The following is a 19,150-nucleotide window of genomic DNA, read 5'->3' on the forward strand; positions in this document are numbered from 1 at the left end:
AACTGCTACGAAAACAGGCCTGTTGCCTATTCACTGACCAGGTACGCCTGTCCGCCTGGCTTCAGGTAAGGCGCCAAATCCTTGAAGGGCACTTGCGCGTGCGTCCCCAGGCATGCGCCGCTGGCGTGGCCGACACCGGATACCGACAGGCTCAATGCGCCCGGCTTCGTGGCGCCCACCACCAGGTAGTCGGGCCAGAGGTCCGCGCAATCTTCCAGGTTCGGTCGCTTGCCCGAGTCCGCGGCGTTGGACGCCGTGAATTGTTCGCGCGCCTGTTCCGCCAGCTGGGCCAGGATCGGACTGGCCTTGGGCGTGCGCGGTTTGCTGTCGTCGTAGGCGTCGAAGATCAGATTCCAATTCAGGTTTTCCCCGCGCAGCAAATCATAGGTATAGGGCTCGAAATGGTTGTAGGGATGCGCGCCGCCGCAATCCAGGCTGCCCGCTTCGGTCACGGTCATCAACGCGCGCGACAGCCAGGTGACCGTGATCACTTCTTCGTCATAGTTGCCCAGCGTGCCTGTCTCCGGCCCCCCACGGGTGTATGCCGCCGCCATGCATGCCAGCGCACCCAGGTTTTTCTTCCAATGACGTTGTTCAAGCAAATGGTTGACGCGCTGAAACACCTGCGCGTCGGGATGGCGGCTCAGGCGTGGATACGAGAATTTGGTGCGCGGGTCGCGCCACATGCGGTAGGCCACCTGGGCGTTGCCAATGTCCTGACCGACGGGGGCGGCGTGACCTGCCAGCTTCAAGGTGTCGTAGGGGGCTTGCTGGGCATTGATGTCCGCGTTGGCGCTGTTGCCGTTGGCGGGCGGGGCGTCATACTGCGCCACACGCCGCAAGTCAAAGCGATGCTGTTTGCCGGTGTTGGCATCGATCCATAGTCCGCGAAACCTATCGGCGTCACGTACGCCTTGCCAGGTTGCGGCGGTGGCGGACGCCTTCGCGCCGGCTGCTTGCTGTGCCTGTTGCGATTCCCATAAAGGCTTTGGTTCAACGAGCGCCTTGTCCGTACCGCTCAAGGGAATATCGACGCCATTTTTTGCATGGAAATAGCGGCCTTGCACGGCGCCGTCTTTGCCGGGCTGGCTGTCCAGTTCCATGACGACATCACCCGCGCCTTGCAGCGTTCCGCTATACACGACCCGTTCCGCGGCGTGGGCCGTGGGGCTGGTCTGCGACAAGATGGCCAGCGCCAGCGCGCCAAATAGCGATCGAGGACTGCGGATGAGTGATCGGAGCATCGTTTTGTGGGCGTCGAATGTCTGAGGACGGGGTTGTCAATATATAGAGAGTACTAGTGGCACTGCAAGGTTGATCCTTGGCGCCACGCCGGATGTTCGCAAAGCTGTCACGGGTTTCACTCATGCTGTGGGTTTCAAACGGAATAAATCGGCGCTGATTTAAAAGTGGTGCGTCTCCAGTCTGTGTGAGCCTCGGAGTTCGCGCAACAGCAAGTATTGATTGAGCGGCTTTGAAACGTGAATGTGGACAATTCAAAAATGGAGGCACGTCCGGCGTTGTGCCTCATCCGTGCTCGATCCGGAAAAGACTATTCCGCCGGCGGAATGTTTGGCAGTATTGAGTCCCGGCCATGTTTTTTCGATAAAGCCCATGAGCAGACTCAGATTTGCCGTGTGCGGGGTGTGAGCTCACCGCCAGGGTCTCCTGTGTTCTCTATTTCCACGGTTCTGATCGTGCGGAACGCGCAGCGATTGCCATGGGCGGAACATTCATCGGGATGCTGCTAATTTCCGTTTTTGTTTGTAGGCGCTAAATCTGCGCCGGGCGTCAAGCAGGTATGGGCAGCCCTCGGGGCCGTCTTACGTAGTGCGCGGCACGTCCAGGCCGCATGAACGCGGTCATGGTCTTCAAGACCTTGCTCACGCGCTTGGGTGGAGCTCCTCGAAAACCCGGTTTACAGCTGTCCCAAACTGTCCTACCGTGCATGACACATCAATGGCTTCCGACGTTCGGAATCGCCCGCTGCATTCGCCAGATAGCATTCGAAAGTTCTGTTTTATCAACACTGTGTTGGAGATGAAAGAGAATGACCAATACCCTCATCAAGGTCGATCTGGACCAGTCCCCGTACGAGAACAAGCAGATTCATAATCGGTGGCATCCCGACATTCCCATGGCCACATGGGTGAAGCCGGGCGATGATTTCGTGCTGGAAACCTACGATTGGACAGGCGGCGCAATCAAGAACGACGACAGCGCCGACGATGTGCGCGATGTGGACTTGTCCACGGTGCACTTCCTGTCTGGCCCGGTGGGTGTGGAAGGCGCCGAGCCCGGCGATCTGCTGGTGGTTGATCTGTTGGATATCGGCGCCAAATCCGACAGCCTGTGGGGCTTCAACGGATTTTTCAGCCGCAACAATGGCGGCGGCTTCCTGACCGAACACTTTCCGCATGCACAGAAATCCATCTGGGATTTCCACGGCATGTTCACCTCGTCGCGGCATATCCCTGGTGTGAATTTCGCGGGGTTGATCCATCCGGGGTTGATCGGCTGCCTGCCCGACAAGAAGCTGCTGGACACCTGGAACCGGCGCGAACAGGCGCTGATCGACACCAACCCCAATCGCGTGCCGCCGCTAGCCAACCCGCCCGCGCCGAAGACGGCGCACATGGGAGCGATGCAGGGCGCGGATCGTGATCGCGCGGCGGGCGAAGGCGCACGCACCGTGCCGCCGCGTGAACATGGCGGCAACTGCGACATCAAAGACCTGTCGCGCGGCGCCCGGGTCTTTTTTCCGGTCTATGTGAAGGGCGGCGGCCTGTCCGTGGGCGATCTGCACTTTTCGCAAGGCGATGGCGAAATCACCTTCTGCGGCGCCATCGAAATGGCGGGCTGGGTCCATATGCGGGTGACGCTCATCAAGGGCGGCATGGAGAAGTACGCCATCAAGAACCCGATCTTCAAGCCTAGCCCGATCACGCCTGCCTATAAGGACTACTTGATCTTTGAAGGCATCTCGGTGGACGAAACGGGTAAGCAGCATTACCTGGACGTGAACGTGGCCTACCGGCAAGCCTGCCTGAATGCCATCGAATACCTGAAGAAATTCGGCTATTCAGGCGCCCAGGCCTATTCGCTGCTGGGTTGCGCACCGGTGCAAGGGCATATCAGCGGGGTTGTCGACATTCCCAACTCTTGCGCGACGCTCTGGCTGCCGACCGAGATATTCGACTTCGATATCCAGCCCTCCGCATCCGGACCCATCAAGCACATCAAGGGCGGGGTGGACATGCCACTGTCCCGCGACCGCTAGGAGATCACGATGCCCATGTACGACTATGCCTGCGGCGAATGCGGTGAGTTCGCCGCGTTGCGCCCCTTGGCGCAGTGGCGCGATCCCGCGGCCTGCCCGCAATGCGGCGAGGCTTCTGGCCGCATCATCGGCGGGGCACCAGCGATTTCAGCGCTGTCATCCGCCGTGAACCGGGCACGCGCCGTGAACGAGCGCAGTGCAAACGAACCGCGCAGTTCGCGGTCGGGCCATGGCATGAATTGTGGTTGTTGCACGGGTGGACGCACATCAGGCAAGACGCGCACCACCGCCGATGGCGCAAAGTCATTCGCCGGCGCCAGGCCCTGGATGATCAGCCACTGACCCCTAGTGCGAAGAAGAGGCAAGGGCCGGACAATTGTCCGGCCCTTCTTCATCTCGTAGGATGGGTGAAGCGCGAGAAAATCCAGAACAGCAAACCAACGCCCAACGCGCGCAACCCATCAAGCGGCGGCTGCGATGCAGCTGAACGTTCAGCGTTGCGGTGCCGTGGCTGAGGCGGCTGAACATTCAGCGTTGCTTGATGGGTTGCGCGCGTTGGGGGCTGTGTGTTTGGGACGTGATTCTCGCGCTTCACCCATCCTACGCATCCCGAGCATCCGAGCATCCCGAGCATCCCGAGCATCCCGAGCATCCCGAGCATCCGTGCATCCGTGCATCCGTGCATCCGTGCATCGCGAGCATCCGAGCATCCCATGCATCCCGAGCATCCCGTGCATCCGTGTGCAGGCGCCGTCAGGCTTCCAACGGTGCGACGGCTGCGCCTTGGATATTGTGGCGTGCCAGGGCTTCGGCTACGAAGCCCGACTTCTTCATCGCTTCGACGTAAGCGGCCAGATAGGCGCTGGCCTTGTTGCCACGGCTCTTGGGCACGCCCATCGCCTGGCGGATCAGCATGAAGTGGCTATCCAATAGCCGGAGTCCGCCCAGGCGCTGCGCGTCGGCTTCCAGCTGTTGCTTCACGCCGGCCGCGACTTCCAGGTTTTCCTTGATGAAGGTGTCGACCACGGCGGGGGACGTGGGCGCGCGGAAGATCTCGGCCTGCTTGAGTTCGCGCGTCAGGTAGAGGTCATACGCGCTGCCCTTGCCGACCACCACGCGCAGCCCCTGGCTGTCAACCTGATCCATCGCGGTGATGGGGGAGTCCTGGCGCACCAGATACGCGCCTTCGATCACCACGTAGGGCGCGGTGAAGGCGATCTGTTCACCGCGCAAGGGGTCGATGGCAAAGAAGCCGACGTCCGCCTGTTCGGCGGCCACGGCGTTGACGGATTCGCCCGCGGACTTGAACACCACCAGTTCCAGCTTGACGTCCAGGCGCCGCGCCAGTTCCGTAGCCAGATCCACCGACACGCCGCCGGGCTTGCCCGTCGCGGGATCGGCGTTGGCCAGGATCGGATTGCCCAGATTGATGGACGCGCGCAACGTGCCAGTGGGGGCGAAGGCGGAGAGCAGCTCGTGGTCGGTCTTCATGGCTTCCTTGGGTGGGGCCGCGCCCAAAGGCGCGCAATACCCCAAAGGATAGCCGGAAGCAGGGGACTTGCGCGATGCCCTTTCGCGATGCGTTATTGGGCGCGGCGCAGCACGTAGTGCGGGGCCAGCGGGCCGGTCGGACGGGTGCCGTCGCGATACAGCATCGTCACCTGGTTTTCACCGACGAAGTAGCGTTGGCTGTCGCCGGACGCATCCAGCCGGATGGTGCTGCCGTCGGATTCCCAGCTGAACGTGCCCGTGACAATCTCGGGCTGGGGCTCGCGATCCAGATACTGCGTCTGGCGTTCGTACCGGTCGTCCTTCAGCAAGGTCAGGCGGGTCTTGATGCCGGGGCAGTCGGCGCACGGCAGCGTGCCGTCATAGCTGCCGGGCCAGTCGAGCGAGTTGCGCGCGGTGTGGCTGTCGGCCGGGGTGTCGCGGGCGTTATGGGGCTTGGAGGGGGCGCAGCCGGCAAGCAGGGCAAGGCTCAGGGTGCAGGTCAGGGTGGTTTTCATCATGGCGAGCTCCTGTGGGTAACGCGCCCACCATACGGACAGTAACGGCATGATGCTGAAACCGGATGTAATGCAGCAAGGGTTTTGCGTCGTTTCCGGCTTGCGCTACGCTTGATGTCTTTCCTGGCCGGGTCGTCTTGTCGACGCATCGGCGCTTGCATCTTTGGGCAATCATGAGCGAAGCAAAAGGCGAGCATCACTACACCGTCACCGTGGACTGGACGGGTAACACCGGCACCGGGACATCCCATTACAAGTCTTATTCCCGCGACCACGTGATTCGGGCTGCCGGCAAGCCCGACGTGCCCGGTTCGTCCGACCCGGCCTTTCGCGGCGACCCGTCGCGATGGAACCCCGAGGACCTGCTTATCGCGTCGCTGTCTGCCTGTCACAAACTGTGGTATCTGCACCTTTGCGCGGTCGAGGGCGTGACGGTGGTGGCGTACCACGACGAGGCGCAGGGCGTCATGGTCGAAGACCCGGCGCGTGGTGGCGCGATCACCCGGGTCACGCTGCGGCCCCAGGTCACGATTCGCGCGGGCGACGATGCCGCACTGGCCGCCGAACTGCACGACAAGGCGCATCATTTTTGCTATATCGCCAATTCGGTGAACTTTCCGGTGCGATGCGAACCGCGCATTGTGTTCGCCTCATGACCGCCGACGCCGCAATCACGATCTGGGGGCGCCGCAGTTCCTTCAATGTGCAGAAGGTATTGTGGCTGGCGGATGAACTGGGCCTGGACTACCACCATGTGCCAGCGGGCGGACAGTTCGGTTTGCTGGATACGCCTGATTTCCTGCGCATGAATCCGCATGGCAGGGTGCCGGTGCTGCGCGATGGCGACACCACGGTTTGGGAATCGCACGCGATTTTGCGCTATCTGGCGGCACGCCATGGCGGCAGCGCGTTCTGGCCCCAGGCCCCTGCCGCGCGCGCTCAGGCGGATGGCTGGATGGACTGGGCACAGACAGCGTTCCAGCCCGCGTTCCTGGGCGGCGTTTTCTGGGGCTACTACCGGACCCCCGAGGCCCAGCGCGATGCTACGGCCATTGCACGCAGCATCGCCGAGACGCATGAGTGCCTGCGCCAATTGGACAAGGCGCTGTCGGATAGGCCCTATCTGGGAGGGGATGCACTTGGCTTGGCCGACGTGCCAGCCGCCACGGCCTTGTACCGCTACCATGAACTGGACATCCCGCATCCGCCTTTGACACAGGTGCAAGCCTGGTACGAACGCTTGCAACAGCGCCCGGCCTATCGCGAACACGTGATGGTGCCGTTTGGCGAGTTGCGGGGGCGGCTGGATTTCTGATCGGGTCTGGCCTCATGCCTACTTTTTTTCATTGACACCACGATGACTCTTCTCAACCTGGATGACTGGCCGCGAAGCTATCCCGAATTGGGCGTGCCTGGCTTGCACTTGCGCGCCCTTCAAGCGTCCGACGCGGCTGACTGGTACGACTACCTGCGGCAAGAAGCGGTCACCCTGCACACCAGCTGGCAATTGGACGGGCCTGAGGATTTGCTGACGTTGATCCGGGGGTATGCGCAGCCCGGCCTGTCAGGCGGCATGCGTCTGGCCATCGCCGGACAGGACGACCGGTTGATCGGCACTATCGGCCTGAACGAGATCGCGCTGGCGCATCGGCGTGCTGAAATCGCCTACGACATCGCACCCACGCATTGGCGACAGGGGGTGGCGACCAAGGCATGCGGGGCGCTGGCGGACTGGGCTCTGCGGACCTTGGGCTTTGCCCGCATCCAGGCCACGGTCCTGGACACCAATACCGTGTCGGCGGGCGTGCTGGAGCGCAGCCGTTTTCACCGCGAAGGTCTGTTGCACAACTATCGCGCAGTGCGCGGAGAGCCGCGCCATTTCTGGATGTATGCGCGCGTTTGGCCACTGCCGTCAAACCTGGCGGACTGCGGTTGACGGCCCGTTTTCGTGCTGACGCCGTGAGGTAGACTTCCCGCCTGACTTCTTGTCCGGAATTCCATGACAACCGCCTTGATCGTGATTGATGTACAGCGCGCCCTGTTTGAAACGGTGCCGCCGCCCGCCGATGCCATCCAGGTTCTGGACCGCATCAATTTCTTGGCCGACCAGGCCCGCGCCGCGGGAGTTCCCGTGGTCTACGTGCAGCACGAAAGTCCGACGGGTGCATTGGCGCATGGCCAGCCAGGCTGGGACCTTGATACGCGCTTGTCCCCGGCCGCAGACGATGCCCGCGTGCGCAAGACCACACCAGACTCTTTCCTGGGCACGACGCTGCGGCAGTTGTTGACTGACATGGGCGTGACGGAATTGATGGTGTGCGGCTATGCCACCGAGTTTTGCGTGGACACCACCGTGCGACGCGCGGCGGGCCTGGGGCTGCCCGTCACGTTGGTGGCCGACGCCCACACCACGCAGGACAAGGCGCATGCCACCGGAGGACAGATCCGCGTACATCACAACGCTACGTTGTCCGCCATCTCCAGCTTCGGCGTGAAGATCAGGGCGGTGCCTGCCGCCGATATCGTTTTTGACAGCAGCGCAACGCATTGAACGCACCAGCCTATTGAATTCCATGGATCCTGAACTGCTTAATCTGCTGGTCACGCGCGAGATGCCCTTTGGCAAGTTCAAGGGGCGCCTGATCGCGGACTTGCCCGGAAACTATCTGGCCTGGTTCGCGCGCAAGGGTTTTCCGCCGGGCGAACTTGGCCGTCTGCTGGCCTTGATGCTTGAACTGGACCACAACGGCCTGTCGTCCTTGCTGACGCCATTGCGCAAGTCAAAGCCGAAACCCTGATTCGGGTGGCGGGAAACCGCGGGAAACAACTCCGGTTGCCGCTGTAGCGTCTTGGCACGGCACGCGCTGGTGGCTGGCGCTACCATAAGGCGGCTCGCCCGGGGCGGGCCACCGCGTTCATGCCCCAGGGCGATTGCTTATTTGAAGAGAGGTCGCCATGAAGAAACACACCCTTTCCGCCTTCCTGTTTGCCGCCTTGTGCGCCACGGGCGTTGCGCAGGCCCAAAACGCCGTGCCCGCGACGCAGGAATACCAATATCCCAGCTTGCCCTCCAAGGATGGCAGCCAGTCGCCGCCTTCCACCTTGCGCATGACGGTCACGCCGGCGCCGGGAGATGCGCCCGTCGTCATCCGCGATTCCGCCGAAAGCCAGGCCGAGTATGTGCGCTGCCGCGAAGTTTCTGACCGTGCGGCCGTGTCGAATGCCCAGATGCAGGCTGGTGTCGCGCAATGCCTGAAAGAACTGGAGCAGCGCCGCCAGCAGTAAGGGCGGCCCCGGTCCTGACGCGCGCGGGCTTTCCGTTCTGGTCAAACGGTAATAATATTCAATCTCATCAACTCTGCCCGCCCGCACATAGCGGCCGTATCCGTGACCGCGCCCACGACCCGCTCTGAACTTGACTGGACCGTATCCGCCGCCATGCCCGCGATGTCGTTGGCAGGCGGCACGTTGCGTTTCGGCCAGGCGGAGCGGGTGCATGAACATCTGGATCCCGGTCTGAAGTTGGTCCTGGTGCTGGACGGCGACCTGCGCTACCGCGTGCGCGACGCGCCCGCCACCCATGTCAGCGGACCTTCCCTGCACATGAGCCTATGCCAAGACGGGATGGGCATGGAACATGAGTTTGGCGCCGGCCGGGCCTTGCGGTTCGTATCCCTGCGCACCAGCCTGGACCACCTTCGTGGCGCCTTTGCCATGGAGCCCGCCGAATTGGGTCTGTTGTTGCATTCTCCGCGCGGTGGATTGCCCTATGCCGAAGCCAACTTGCGAGTGAATCCCGCGTTGTTGTCGCTGGGCCAGCAGATGCTGGCCTGCCCGATGCAAGGAGCGCTCAAGCGCATGTACCTGTCGGCCAAGGCGCTGGAACTGGCTGCGTTGGCGTTCAACGGCTTGCAGCCGGCACGGCCGGGTGTCGCGCAGGAAGGCTTGTCGCGCGGCGATGCCGACCGACTGCACCATGCGCGTGACCTGCTTCTGGCGGATTTGCAGGATCCGCCTTCACTGCCCGAATTGGCGCGGTTGGCGGGTACCAATGTGAACAAGCTGACCACGGGGTTTCGCAAGCTGTTCGGCCTGAGCGTCTATGCCTTTGTGCGCGAACGCCGCATGGAGCAGGCGCACGCCTTGTTGGCCGCCGGTGCGTTGACCGTCTCCGAGGCCGCCTACGCTTGCGGCTATACCGATTCACACTTCACCAAGGCCTTTCGACACCGCTACGGCGTGTTGCCCAGCAGCCTTGTGCCGCGCAACTGATTCCAGGTTTCGCCGCGATCCCGACGGGATACTTCCGCAATCACCAGTGAAACTTCCGCAATCGCCAGCGGGCCAATCGGGCCGTCTCTAGAATTATTTGAGAATAATTCTCAGTAATGAATATAGAGGAATGGCGGTGCGTAAACAGGTGAAAACAGAGGCGGCGAGACCGCAGCGAGGCGTGGCGCGCGTCATGCATTGGCCGCTATGGTTGGCGGTGGCCATGGCGTCCGCGTCGGCGGAGGAGGCGCCGTCGTTGCCGGCGGTCACGGTCAGTGGCGAAGGCGTGGCGCGCGATACCCCCACGATGGCCAAGTTGCCGCTGACGGTGCGTGAGATCCCGCAATCCGTCACGGTGATTGGACTGGAACAGATGCGTGAGCAAAACATGCAGAGTCTGGACGACGTCATGCAGCACGCTCCCGGCATCATCGTGCAGCCTTATCAACTGCTGACCACGGCGTACTACGCACGCGGCTTCAAGGTGGATTCGTTCGAGCAGGACGGCGTGCCGGTGCTGATGGGCAATATGGCCGCCTCGCCGCAAGACATGGCGGTGTATGAACGGGTGGAAATCCTGCGCGGCGCCAACGGCCTGATGCATGGCGCCGGCAACCCGGCGGCAACGGTGAATCTGGTGCGCAAGCGCCCGCAGCGCGAGTTTTCATTCAGCGGTTCGGTCAGTGCTGGCAGTTGGGACCGCTATCGCGCCGAAGCCGATCTGGGCGGTCCTTTGAACGATAGCGGCAGCGTGCGCGGGCGCATCGTCAGCGCGGTTGAGGATCGCGGCTATTTCTATGATGTGGCCGATCAGCAATCCGCCTTGCTCTACGCCATCGGGGAAGTGGACCTGGGGCCACGAACCGTGCTGTCGGCGGGTGTGCAGACCCAGCGCATCCGCTCCACCACCAACATGGCCGGCGTGCCACGCTACAAGGATGGCGGCGATATCGGTCTGCGGCGTTCCACGTATCTGGACGCCGCCTGGGACCGCTTCAATTGGGACACGACCCGGGTGTTCGCCGATCTGGAACACCGATTTGGCGACGGATGGACCGCCAAGGTCAGTGCCAATTACCTGACCGCGGATAGCAATTTGAAGTATGCCGGCGCGTACGGCGCCATCGACCGGCAAACCGGCATGGGCTCCCGCCTGATGGGCGGCGCCTACAAATTCGACAACACGCAAGCGAGCATGGACGCTTATGTCAGCGGTCCCGTCCAATGGTTTGGCCGGCGCCATGAATTGCTGCTGGGCGGAAACGTGCAACGCACCACGACCGAGCAATACACCGGCATGCTGACGCCGGCGCTGAACGTGCCGGTGAACGTCTTCGACTGGGATCCGCATAGCGTGGCGGAACCGGGCGTTGGCCCCTATACGTCCCCCGGCGAAACGCGCCTGAAGCAGCAGGGCATCTATGCCATGGGACGCTTTTCGCTGGCTGATCCGGTCACGCTGGTGCTGGGCGGACGCATGAGCTGGTGGAACCAGACCGCGCCGGGTGCGCGCCAGCAAATCGATCCCGAATTCACGCCGTATGGCGGCCTGATCGTGGACCTGGACCGGCAATGGTCGCTATACGGCAGCTATGCCCAAGTGTTCCAGCCGCAAAGCCAGTTGACCCGCGAGGGCAAATCTCTGGACCCCGTCACCGGCACGAACTACGAGGCCGGTGTGAAAGGCGAACTGGCGGACGGGGCGTTGAATGTATCGCTGGCGGTGTTTCAGATCCAGCAGAAGAACCGAGCGCAGCAGGACCCGGATTGGCCCTGCGTGGGCAACAACTGCTATTACGTCTCGGGCGGCGAAGTCCGTAGCCGGGGCATCGAGGCCGAGGCCAGCGGGCAGATCACGCCTCATTGGTCGGTGGCGGGCGGCTACACCTTCAATACCAGCAAATACCTGAAGGATGCGGTCTCCAACGGGCAAGCGTTCGCGAGTTTCACGCCCAAGCACATCTTCCGCGTCTGGACGAATTATGCGTTGCCCGTGCTGGAGCGGCGCCTGAGCGTGGGCGGCGGCGTGCAGATGCAGTCCGGCTACTCAACGGTGTACGGCCCCGTGACCTTGCGTCAGGGGGGCGTCACGCTGGTGGACCTGCGCGCGGCGTATCGCTTGGACAAGCACCTGACGGTGGCGCTGAACCTGAACAACGTCTTTGACCGCGGCTATTACCAAAGCCTGTCGGGGACGTCATGGAATAACCGCTACGGCGAACCGCGCAACGCGATGCTGACGCTGCGTGCGCAGTACTGACCATCTGCTTCGGACTGGCGTGAACGCCGCGCCGCCCGCTTCACTCTCCGGGAGTTTCGCAATGAAGACCGAGGAAGCCATTTCGCCTCCGGCCGTCTTTGACTGGCTGGACCATTTCATCGCGTTGGGCCAAGGCGGCGGCCTGCGCGAGGTTGGCAAGCCGCGCCGCCTGTCGCCGCATGACGGCTGGCTGGTTGGCGTCAAAGCCGTGGAAAACGATGCCGATGTGCATGGCGATGTATGGGAACGCCATCCAGCCGGCGACGAGATGCTGTGCGTGCTTGAGGGTCGCGTGGTGCTGACCCTGATGGAAGACGGCGGGGCGGAAACCGACGTGTTGCTGGAGCACCGGCACGGGACGGTCGTGCCGCGCGGTGTGTGGCATCGGCTGCATGTGGCCTGTCCTGGAAAAATCCTGTTCGTCACGCCGGGGCACGGCAGCGAACACCGCCGCGTGGCGGCATCCCCCATTAGGAAACCTAGACTGTGAATCGATCGGCAAACGGGCGCTTGTTCATCATGATCGCCGCCCTGTATTTTTCGCAAGGCATCCCGTTGGGCGTGGCAATGGAAGCCTTGCCCACGCTGTTGCGCCGCGACGGCGCCGGCCTGGGCGCGCTGGCCTGGTTGCCGCTGGTCGGCCTGCCATGGGTGCTGAAGTTTCTATGGGCGCCCCAGGTCGACAACCGTTGGCGGCCTTCCGTGGGGCGCAGGCGCAGCTGGATCGTGCCCATGCAGTCGGTCGTGCTGGTTTGCATGGCGGGGGTGGCGATGCTGGGCATTTCCTCCGCCAGCGCACCGTGGGTGGTCGGCCTGATGGCTGCGGCGTCGTTGGCCAGCGCCACGCAGGACATCGCCACCGACGGGTTGACCGCCGAGCGCTTTGAGGGCCAGGCATTGGCGCGCGCCAATGCCGTCCAGGTGGGCGGGACGATGGTGGGCTTCTTCTTCGGCGGCCCTGGGGCGTTGATGATGGCGGGCCATATCGGACAAGGCGGCGCGCTGGCCGTGTTGGCCACCGTCGTGGCGTTCAGCCTGTTGATGGCCGTGACGTGGCGCGAGACGCCGCAGGCAGGGCGCGATGCCGCGGCGCCGAGCCAGCGCGCATCGTTGAAGGGTTTCATCCGCCGCCCAGGCGCCTGGATGCTGGCGCTGGCCGCCTTCCTGTCGGCGATGACCGCCGTGGCGGGCTATGGCTTGTCCAAGCTGTATCTGGTGGATGCGGGCTGGGAACTGGAGGCCGTGGGCCGTATCGGCATGGCCGGGGGCATGGTCACGGTGTTGCTGGGATGCGGCGGAGGAGCCTGGCTGATCGGAAAACTGGGTGCGCGGGCCGTGCTGGCGCTAGGGCTGTCGGCTTCTGGTCTTGCCGCGCTGGGCTGGATGGCGCAGGCGCACGGCTGGACACCCGTGCAACCGGGCATTGCCTTCGTGGCCCAAGGCCTGGGGTCGTTCGGCGCGGGGGCGGCGTCAGTCGCGCTGATGACGCTGGCGATGCGCTTCGCCCGGCAGGGCAGGCAATCGGGCACGGATATGACGGTGGTGCAGAGCGCGCGCGATCTGGGCGAAATCCTGACCTCGTCGATGATGACGGGGCTGGCTGCCCATATCGGTTACGCAGGTGGTTTTGCAAGCGGCCTGACGGTGGCCGTCGTGACCTTGCTGTTTACGGGGTTGGCGTTGCGACGGGTGCTGGCCACCTGATCGGCGCTCCATTTCCAAGCAGAATCTGGGGCCGGATGCGGGTGGGGCCGAACACGCGCGTCGGCCCGCTGGCGGCGAAGCGAGTACACTTGTCCGCCGTTTTGCTCTAAGCCCCAGAATTTTCATGATTTCCACTGCATGCGGCGTTGACTTCGGCACATCCAACTCCACCGTGGGCTGGAGCCGCCCCGACCAACGCGCGCTCCTTACCCTGGAAGACGGCAAGACCACCTTGCCATCCGCCATTTTCTTCCACGACGAAGACGCCGAGGTCAGCTATGGCCGCGCGGCTATTTCCGACTATCTGGCCGGCTACGATGGGCGCCTGATGCGTTCGATGAAAAGCCTGTTGGGCAGCTCGCTGATCGATGGGTCGACGGAAGTGCAGGGGCGTTCGATTCCATTTCGCGTGCTGCTGACCCGCTTTATCGCGGAACTGAAGCGGCGTGCCGAAACCGCCGCAGGCCGTGACTTCACGCGCGCCGTGCTGGGGCGGCCGGTTTTCTTCGTGGACGACAACTCCGCCGCTGACCAGACTGCCCAGGACACGTTGGGGGAAATTGCGCGCAGCGTCGGCTTTACCGATATCGAATTCCAGTTTGAACCGCTGGCCGCCGCATTCGACTATGAATCGCAGATCGACCGCGAAGAGCTCGTGCTGGTCATCGACATCGGTGGGGGTACTTCCGACTTTTCCCTGATTCGCCTGGGACCGGATCGCGCGGGCAAGGCTGATCGGCGCGACGACATCCTGGCCTACGGCGGCGTGCATATTGGCGGGGTGGATTTCGACAAGCAATTGAGCCTGGCGCATGTCATGCCCCTGTTGGGGCTGGGCAGCCAGTTGCGCAGCGGCAAGGACGTGCCGTCCACGCAATACGGCAACCTGGCTTGCTGGCACACCATCAACCAGGCCTATACACGCAAGGCCGCCGAGCACTTCGCCTACATCCGTGCCGAAGCCGGCGACCGCGAGAAGATCGATCTGCTGCTCAATCTGGTCAAGCAGCGTGCGGGACATTGGGTGGCGGTGCAGGTGGAAGAGGCCAAGATCGCGCTGTCGGAATCGGCGTCGGCCCGTATCGATCTGTCGCGCATTGCCCCGGACATGGGCGTGGATGTGACGCGCCCGTCGTTCGACGCCTGCGTTGGCCGCTTGATCGAAAAGGTCGAAACCACGGTGGGCGCGCTGTTGCGCGATGCCGGCGTGGCGACAACCGATGTGGATACGGTGTTCTTCACCGGCGGTTCCAGCCGCGTGCCGCGCCTGCGTGAAACCGTGTCGGCGCTGGTGCCGGGTGCGCGCAGCGTCGAAGGCGATCTGTTCGGCAGCATCGGCGCTGGCCTGGCGCTGGACGCGCGTCGCAAGTTCGACTGACCCGCTAGAGCCCCGGGGTTCTAAGCCCCGAGCATTGCAGGCACCCGCGCCGCCAGCGCATCGATGGCGGTGCGCGTCTTGGATGGCAGGTAGCGCGCTTGAGGCCAGATGGCATGGACTTCTTGAGCGGCCAGCCGGTCGCCATGCATCAGGACCTCCAATTCGCCAGAGCGCACGTAGTGCGTCAGCATCCAGCAGGGAAGCCAGGCGATGCCCGCGCCTGCAATCGCGGCGTCGGCAATGGCCTGCAAGTCATCCAGCCGCAGGCGCGGCTGGACGCGCAACGACATGACTTGCCCGTCCGCATCCTTGACCGCCCATCCCCATTCCACCCCGGCGTGCGCATAGACGATCCCGGCATGTTGCTTCAATTCGTCGATGGTGGACGGACGCCCATGCGCCCGGATATAGGCGGGAGAGGCCCCGATGCCCATGGTCTGCATGCCTAGCCGCCGGGCGGCCAGGCTGGCGCTGTCGGGCAGCGTGCCAACGCGGATGCCCAGGTCGTAGCCTTCTTCGATCAGATCAACCACGCGGTCGTTGAACGAAATGTCCACTTGCAACTGCGGATGGCGCATGGCCAATTCACGCAGCACGGGCGCCACGCAATGTCTTCCGAACACCAGCGGCGCGCTGACCCGCAGGCGCCCCTGCGGTTCGCAGCGGCCGCTGTCCAATTCGGCTTCGGCCAGTTGCAGCTCCGCCAGCGCGCGGACGCACCGGTCGTAGTAGGCCTGGCCGTCGTCCGTCAGGCTTTGTTGCCGGGTCGTGCGATGGAACAGGCGGACGCCCAGCCGCGCCTCCAGGCGCGCGACGGATTTGCCGACGGCGGATCGCGTCAGGTTCAGGCGGTCGGCCGCCAACGCAAAGCTGCCGGCTTCCACGGCCTGGACGAAGACTTCGATTCCGCCCAGCCTGTCATGGGTAATGGGTGTGGCCATGGCTATGTCTCCGGCGTCTTATTGGTTCCCTTTGGGCGACATTGAAACGAATTAATGTTGCCATTGGCGATATGAATTCCGCATATCTTATCGGTACTCGGCCGCGTTGTCATGGAACGGACGCGGCCCGTCTTGAACCGAACAGGAGAAAATCATGCAGGCCTATACGATCATCAGCGGTGGCGACCTTGCCTCCCTTGCCCGCGTCACGCGCGAACCGCAGGCGCTGGGACCGCGGGAGGTGCGCGTGCGCATCAATGCGGTATCGCTTAACTTCCGTGACCTGATGGTGGCGCGGGGCGACTACCTCCAGGGTTCCAGCGACCCTGTCATTCCGGCATCCGACGCGGCCGGCGACGTCATCGCCGTGGGCGCCGAGGTCACGCGGTTTGCCGTGGGCGACCGCGTGATGGGCTCATTCTTTCCGGATTGGATCGACGGAGAGGCCACGCCCGCGACCACGCACGTGGCGCCGGGCGCGGCAACGGATGGCGTGCTGGCCACGGAACGGGTTTTCGCCGAATCCGCGCTGGCCGCCACGCCGCCCTCATTGAGCGACGAACAAGCGTCGACCCTGCCTTGCGCGGCAGTCACCGCCTGGAACGCGCTATTTGTCGCCGGCCGCGCCAAGGCGGGCCAAACGGCGCTGTTCCTGGGCACGGGCGGCGTGTCGATCTGGGGTTTGCAATTGGCCAAGGCGGCAGGCCTGCGCGCGGTCATCACATCGTCCAGCACCGAAAAACTGGCGCGCGCCCAGGCCATGGGCGCCGATGGTTTGATCAACTACCGCGAGACGCCGGAATGGCAGGACGAAGTGCTGCGCCTGACCGGCGGTGAGGGCGCGCATGTCGTGGTGGAAGTGGGCGGCGAAGGCACGCTAGCGCGCTCCGTGACAGCGGCGCGCATGGGCGGGGCAGTCGCCGTGATCGGCGGCGTCAGCGGGTTCGCCTCCGTGCCCGTGGCACCCTTGGCGCTGATCGCGGGCGGCAAGCGCCTTGAAGGCATTTTCGTGGGCAGCCGCAAGATGCTGGAGGACGTGGCGCGATTCGTGGAGGTGGCGGGCATCAAGCCGGTCATCGACCAAGTCTATGGATTCGATGAGGCTCGCGCCGCGTTTGAGCATCTGGCCTCGGGCGGCCATTTCGGCAAGATCGTCATCCGGGTCGGCAAGTAAGTCGAGGGGGCGGGCAGGGCAATGGCCGGGGGCGGCGGTGGTAAGCTGCATGGCTTGCCGACGGCGCCCCGGCGCCTGCCTGATCGAACAGACCAAGACGCCTCATGACCCGCCCAACCGATACCCATCTTGTTGAAACGCTGGTGACCAGCGAAGCGCCGTATGAAGGCGCCTTTCTGAAAATACGCCGGGATACCGTCAGCCTGCCCAACGGCAACACGGCCACGCGCGAATACGTCGTGCATCCCGGCGCGGTGGTGGTGATTCCGTTGCTGGATGACGGCCGGGTTCTGCTTGAACGTCAGTTCCGCTATCCCATCGGCCGTGTCATGACGGAGTTTCCCGCCGGCAAGCTGGATCCCGGCGAAGACCCGCTGGTGTGCGGCAAGCGTGAATTGCTGGAAGAAACCGGCTATACCGCTGACCAATGGGCGCATGCCGGCGCCTTGCATCTGGCCATCGCCTATTCCACCGAGATCATTCACATCTTCTTCGCTCGCGGCTTGCGAGCTGGCCCGCGCCAGTTGGACCAGGACGAGTTCCTGGATGTGATCAGCGCGGGTCCGGCTGAATTGCTGGCGGCATGCAGCAAGGGCGAGGTCACGGACGCCAAGACGCTGACCTGCGTGCTGTGGATGCAGAACGTGCTGTCTGGCGCCTGGCAGCTGGATTGGCAGGACAACGCTGGCTGACATGCCTGCCTTCCCGGTCCTGGTCCAACCCGCTGGTCTGCGTTTCGATGCCGAGGCGGGCACTTCCGTCTTGCTGGCGGCGCAGGCCGCAGGCATCAAGCTGCCTAGCTCCTGCCGCAACGGCACCTGCCGGGCCTGCATGTGCCTGATGCTGGAAGGGGCGGTGACCTACCGCATCGAATGGCCCGGTCTGTCGCGCGACGAGAAGGAAGAGGGCTGGATCCTGCCGTGCGTGGCCCAAGCCGAATCGGCGCTGGAAATCCAGGCGCCACAAGCGGCGTTGATCGAAGCCGCGCCGCCTGCCGTGGCACGGCCGCTTACGGGCGCCCGGCGCTGAACACGTAGACCGGCAGCAAGCCTGCGGCCATGCCGACGGCCATGCCCAGCGCCATGCCGGGAAAGGGCGCCATGCCCAGCGCAAGCGCTAGCGGCACGCCCCACCGCGCTCCAAGAATCATTCCCAGCCCCATCGACAGCGCGCAAATCAGGCGTTCAGCCAGCGGCGGTGCGGGCGTGCGTCCCGCGGACCACGGTGCCAGCGCGGCCAGCGCCATGGCCGCGCTGCTGGCAGGCATCAGGGTGCCATGGCGCCCTGCCATGTCCAGCAGGCCGCCTGGCGCACCGCATTCGCTGGCCAGCAACGCCGCAGGCATATGGCGCGTGTCGAGCCAAAGGCCCAACGCCATGGCGATCAGACAGAGCAGCCACAGCGCCGTCATGGCGCGTAGCCGGCTATCCGCAAGCGTGGCAACTCTTTGGGGTGTCGTCGTACCGGTCATGGTGACGTACCCAGTCGCCCAGGTTGAAATGCGGCCCCGTTTCGTTGCGGCCCAAGGGGGCGAGATCCAGATAGTTGTAGGCGCCCACCAAGCGTTCCACCCCGCGTTCAAAGGTCGAATAGGTATGGAAGATTTCTCCATCGGGATCGTGGAAGAAGGCGCTGGCGCCCGAGCGTTCTTCGATGCTTCCATCGGCCAGCGGCACCGATGCGTGAAAGTCGAAATTGAAGTCGCAGCCCTCCGACGAGAACCAGTCGAAGCGCCAGCCCATGCGCTGCTTGAATGCCTCCAGCTTGGCCAGCGGCGCACGCGACACCGCCACCACCGACACGTCATGGTGGCGCAAGTGCATTAAGGCACTGTCCAGGTGGTCCGCCAGGAAGGAGCAGCCCATGCAGCCTTCCTCCCAGTCCGGGCCATACATGAAGTGATAGAGGATGAGTTGACGCTTGCCGCCGAACAGATCTGCCAGGCCGTGGGCACCGCTTGCGTCCTGGAATTGGTAGGGCTTGTCCACCTGCACCCAGGGCAGGCCAAGCCGGTCTTGGGCCAGGGCGTCCTGGGCTCGGGTCATCGCTTTTTCCCGGGCAAGAAGCGCTTCACGGGCGGCGTCCCATTGCGGGCGGGATACGACAGGATGAGGGGTCTGCATTGTGTACTCCTT

General features: G+C 63.8%; 22 protein-coding genes. 16 read left to right on the forward strand and 6 right to left on the reverse strand.

Annotation, left to right across the window (positions count from 1 at the left end):
* Positions 1-26: 26 nt before the first annotated feature.
* A complete protein-coding gene (locus HV753_RS09745; RefSeq protein WP_175174249.1) occupies positions 27-1,244 on the reverse strand; it encodes a hypothetical protein in 1,218 nt (405 codons plus the stop codon).
* A gap of 806 nt (positions 1,245-2,050) precedes the next feature.
* Between HV753_RS09745 and fmdA the strand changes: the two genes are divergently transcribed.
* Together fmdA and HV753_RS09755 are read left to right on the forward strand one after the other, a co-directional pair.
* Entirely contained in the window at positions 2,051-3,280 is a 1,230-nt protein-coding gene (fmdA, locus tag HV753_RS09750; RefSeq protein ID WP_175174250.1) for a formamidase, read from the forward strand.
* Positions 3,281-3,289: 9 nt separating this feature from the next.
* Positions 3,290-3,622, forward strand: a complete 333-nt coding sequence (locus HV753_RS09755; RefSeq protein ID WP_175174251.1) for an FmdB family zinc ribbon protein — start codon at positions 3,290-3,292, stop codon at positions 3,620-3,622.
* Positions 3,623-4,033: 411 nt separating this feature from the next.
* Here the strand turns inward: HV753_RS09755 and HV753_RS09760 are convergent, their stop codons facing one another.
* Positions 4,034-4,771, reverse strand: coding sequence for an ABC transporter substrate-binding protein (locus HV753_RS09760; RefSeq protein ID WP_175174252.1), 738 nt, complete (start codon positions 4,769-4,771; stop codon positions 4,034-4,036).
* 92 nt (positions 4,772-4,863) lie between these two features.
* A complete protein-coding gene (locus HV753_RS09765) occupies positions 4,864-5,289 on the reverse strand; it encodes a copper resistance protein NlpE (protein ID WP_175174253.1) in 426 nt (141 codons plus the stop codon).
* A 170-nt stretch (positions 5,290-5,459) separates the two neighbouring features.
* Between HV753_RS09765 and HV753_RS09770 the strand changes: the two genes are divergently transcribed.
* The 11 genes from HV753_RS09770 (at position 5,460) to HV753_RS09820 (ending at position 14,900) form a co-directional block, all read left to right on the forward strand.
* Positions 5,460-5,942 carry an OsmC family protein gene (locus HV753_RS09770; RefSeq protein ID WP_175174254.1) on the forward strand — a complete coding sequence of 161 codons (483 nt, stop codon included), beginning with the start codon at positions 5,460-5,462 and terminating at the stop codon, positions 5,940-5,942.
* Complete coding sequence (locus HV753_RS09775) at positions 5,939-6,601, forward strand: glutathione S-transferase family protein (protein WP_175174255.1); 663 nt, start codon at positions 5,939-5,941, stop codon at positions 6,599-6,601. The genes HV753_RS09770 and HV753_RS09775 overlap by 4 nt, the downstream gene beginning before the upstream one ends.
* A gap of 42 nt (positions 6,602-6,643) precedes the next feature.
* Positions 6,644-7,222, forward strand: coding sequence for a GNAT family N-acetyltransferase (locus HV753_RS09780; protein ID WP_175174256.1), 579 nt, complete (start codon positions 6,644-6,646; stop codon positions 7,220-7,222).
* Between the two features lie 63 nt (positions 7,223-7,285).
* On the forward strand, positions 7,286-7,837 hold the full coding sequence (locus tag HV753_RS09785) for a cysteine hydrolase family protein (RefSeq protein WP_175174257.1): 552 nt from the start codon (positions 7,286-7,288) through the stop codon (positions 7,835-7,837).
* Between the two features lie 22 nt (positions 7,838-7,859).
* Positions 7,860-8,084 (forward strand): DUF3820 family protein, encoded by a 225-nt coding sequence (locus HV753_RS09790; RefSeq protein WP_175174258.1) that lies wholly within the window; start codon positions 7,860-7,862, stop codon positions 8,082-8,084.
* Positions 8,085-8,241: 157 nt separating this feature from the next.
* Entirely contained in the window at positions 8,242-8,571 is a 330-nt protein-coding gene (locus tag HV753_RS09795; protein WP_175174259.1) for a hypothetical protein, read from the forward strand.
* 102 nt (positions 8,572-8,673) lie between these two features.
* Positions 8,674-9,558 carry a helix-turn-helix transcriptional regulator gene (locus HV753_RS09800; protein WP_246288213.1) on the forward strand — a complete coding sequence of 295 codons (885 nt, stop codon included), beginning with the start codon at positions 8,674-8,676 and terminating at the stop codon, positions 9,556-9,558.
* A 193-nt stretch (positions 9,559-9,751) separates the two neighbouring features.
* Positions 9,752-11,818 (forward strand): TonB-dependent siderophore receptor, encoded by a 2,067-nt coding sequence (locus HV753_RS09805; RefSeq protein ID WP_175174260.1) that lies wholly within the window; start codon positions 9,752-9,754, stop codon positions 11,816-11,818.
* A 61-nt stretch (positions 11,819-11,879) separates the two neighbouring features.
* Complete coding sequence (locus HV753_RS09810) at positions 11,880-12,308, forward strand: cupin domain-containing protein (RefSeq protein WP_175174261.1); 429 nt, start codon at positions 11,880-11,882, stop codon at positions 12,306-12,308.
* A gap of 29 nt (positions 12,309-12,337) precedes the next feature.
* Positions 12,338-13,522, forward strand: coding sequence for a RhtX/FptX family siderophore transporter (locus HV753_RS09815; protein ID WP_175174648.1), 1,185 nt, complete (start codon positions 12,338-12,340; stop codon positions 13,520-13,522).
* Positions 13,523-13,646: 124 nt separating this feature from the next.
* Positions 13,647-14,900 carry an Hsp70 family protein gene (locus HV753_RS09820; protein ID WP_175174262.1) on the forward strand — a complete coding sequence of 418 codons (1,254 nt, stop codon included), beginning with the start codon at positions 13,647-13,649 and terminating at the stop codon, positions 14,898-14,900.
* Positions 14,901-14,920: 20 nt separating this feature from the next.
* On the opposite strand, the gene HV753_RS09825 is transcribed toward HV753_RS09820, so the two are convergent.
* Positions 14,921-15,841: a LysR family transcriptional regulator gene (locus tag HV753_RS09825; protein WP_175174263.1), complete on the reverse strand. Its 921-nt coding sequence runs from the start codon at positions 15,839-15,841 to the stop codon at positions 14,921-14,923.
* Between the two features lie 154 nt (positions 15,842-15,995).
* On the opposite strand from HV753_RS09825, the gene HV753_RS09830 reads away from it, so the two are divergent.
* The 3 genes from HV753_RS09830 (at position 15,996) to HV753_RS09840 (ending at position 18,044) form a co-directional block, all read left to right on the forward strand.
* Positions 15,996-17,015: a zinc-dependent alcohol dehydrogenase family protein gene (locus tag HV753_RS09830; protein ID WP_175174264.1), complete on the forward strand. Its 1,020-nt coding sequence runs from the start codon at positions 15,996-15,998 to the stop codon at positions 17,013-17,015.
* A gap of 104 nt (positions 17,016-17,119) precedes the next feature.
* The gene (locus HV753_RS09835) at positions 17,120-17,707 is read left to right on the forward strand and encodes an NUDIX domain-containing protein (protein ID WP_175174265.1); all 588 of its coding nucleotides are present in this window, start codon (positions 17,120-17,122) and stop codon (positions 17,705-17,707) included.
* Between the two features lies 1 nt (position 17,708).
* Positions 17,709-18,044: a 2Fe-2S iron-sulfur cluster-binding protein gene (locus HV753_RS09840; protein WP_175174266.1), complete on the forward strand. Its 336-nt coding sequence runs from the start codon at positions 17,709-17,711 to the stop codon at positions 18,042-18,044.
* On the opposite strand, the gene HV753_RS09845 is transcribed toward HV753_RS09840, so the two are convergent.
* Both HV753_RS09845 and HV753_RS09850 read right to left on the reverse strand, forming a co-directional pair.
* Positions 18,025-18,426 carry a hypothetical protein gene (locus HV753_RS09845; RefSeq protein WP_175174267.1) on the reverse strand — a complete coding sequence of 134 codons (402 nt, stop codon included), beginning with the start codon at positions 18,424-18,426 and terminating at the stop codon, positions 18,025-18,027. The two genes, HV753_RS09840 and HV753_RS09845, sit on opposite strands and share 20 nt — an antisense overlap.
* A gap of 13 nt (positions 18,427-18,439) precedes the next feature.
* Positions 18,440-19,138, reverse strand: a complete 699-nt coding sequence (locus HV753_RS09850; RefSeq protein ID WP_175174268.1) for a DUF899 domain-containing protein — start codon at positions 19,136-19,138, stop codon at positions 18,440-18,442.
* Between the last annotated feature and the right edge of the window lie 12 nt (positions 19,139-19,150).

The sequence above is a fragment of the Achromobacter pestifer genome, from assembly GCF_902859625.1.
Classification (GTDB): Bacteria; Pseudomonadota; Gammaproteobacteria; order Burkholderiales; family Burkholderiaceae_B; genus Achromobacter; species Achromobacter pestifer.

What these genes read in the sequence shown, in the direction of transcription:
- HV753_RS09745 (WP_175174249.1), bottom strand. Translation starts at nt 1,244, where the DNA reads ATGCTCCGATCACTCATCCGCAGTCCTCGATCGCTATTTGGCGCGCTG.
- fmdA (WP_175174250.1), top strand. Translation starts at nt 2,051, where the DNA reads ATGACCAATACCCTCATCAAGGTCGATCTGGACCAGTCCCCGTACGAG.
- HV753_RS09755 (WP_175174251.1), top strand. Translation starts at nt 3,290, where the DNA reads ATGCCCATGTACGACTATGCCTGCGGCGAATGCGGTGAGTTCGCCGCG.
- HV753_RS09760 (WP_175174252.1), bottom strand. Translation starts at nt 4,771, where the DNA reads ATGAAGACCGACCACGAGCTGCTCTCCGCCTTCGCCCCCACTGGCACG.
- HV753_RS09765 (WP_175174253.1), bottom strand. Translation starts at nt 5,289, where the DNA reads ATGATGAAAACCACCCTGACCTGCACCCTGAGCCTTGCCCTGCTTGCC.
- HV753_RS09770 (WP_175174254.1), top strand. Translation starts at nt 5,460, where the DNA reads ATGAGCGAAGCAAAAGGCGAGCATCACTACACCGTCACCGTGGACTGG.
- HV753_RS09775 (WP_175174255.1), top strand. Translation starts at nt 5,939, where the DNA reads ATGACCGCCGACGCCGCAATCACGATCTGGGGGCGCCGCAGTTCCTTC.
- HV753_RS09780 (WP_175174256.1), top strand. Translation starts at nt 6,644, where the DNA reads ATGACTCTTCTCAACCTGGATGACTGGCCGCGAAGCTATCCCGAATTG.
- HV753_RS09785 (WP_175174257.1), top strand. Translation starts at nt 7,286, where the DNA reads ATGACAACCGCCTTGATCGTGATTGATGTACAGCGCGCCCTGTTTGAA.
- HV753_RS09790 (WP_175174258.1), top strand. Translation starts at nt 7,860, where the DNA reads ATGGATCCTGAACTGCTTAATCTGCTGGTCACGCGCGAGATGCCCTTT.
- HV753_RS09795 (WP_175174259.1), top strand. Translation starts at nt 8,242, where the DNA reads ATGAAGAAACACACCCTTTCCGCCTTCCTGTTTGCCGCCTTGTGCGCC.
- HV753_RS09805 (WP_175174260.1), top strand. Translation starts at nt 9,752, where the DNA reads ATGCATTGGCCGCTATGGTTGGCGGTGGCCATGGCGTCCGCGTCGGCG.
- HV753_RS09810 (WP_175174261.1), top strand. Translation starts at nt 11,880, where the DNA reads ATGAAGACCGAGGAAGCCATTTCGCCTCCGGCCGTCTTTGACTGGCTG.
- HV753_RS09815 (WP_175174648.1), top strand. Translation starts at nt 12,338, where the DNA reads ATGATCGCCGCCCTGTATTTTTCGCAAGGCATCCCGTTGGGCGTGGCA.
- HV753_RS09820 (WP_175174262.1), top strand. Translation starts at nt 13,647, where the DNA reads ATGATTTCCACTGCATGCGGCGTTGACTTCGGCACATCCAACTCCACC.
- HV753_RS09825 (WP_175174263.1), bottom strand. Translation starts at nt 15,841, where the DNA reads ATGGCCACACCCATTACCCATGACAGGCTGGGCGGAATCGAAGTCTTC.
- HV753_RS09830 (WP_175174264.1), top strand. Translation starts at nt 15,996, where the DNA reads ATGCAGGCCTATACGATCATCAGCGGTGGCGACCTTGCCTCCCTTGCC.
- HV753_RS09835 (WP_175174265.1), top strand. Translation starts at nt 17,120, where the DNA reads ATGACCCGCCCAACCGATACCCATCTTGTTGAAACGCTGGTGACCAGC.
- HV753_RS09840 (WP_175174266.1), top strand. Translation starts at nt 17,709, where the DNA reads ATGCCTGCCTTCCCGGTCCTGGTCCAACCCGCTGGTCTGCGTTTCGAT.
- HV753_RS09845 (WP_175174267.1), bottom strand. Translation starts at nt 18,426, where the DNA reads ATGACGGCGCTGTGGCTGCTCTGTCTGATCGCCATGGCGTTGGGCCTT.
- HV753_RS09850 (WP_175174268.1), bottom strand. Translation starts at nt 19,138, where the DNA reads ATGCAGACCCCTCATCCTGTCGTATCCCGCCCGCAATGGGACGCCGCC.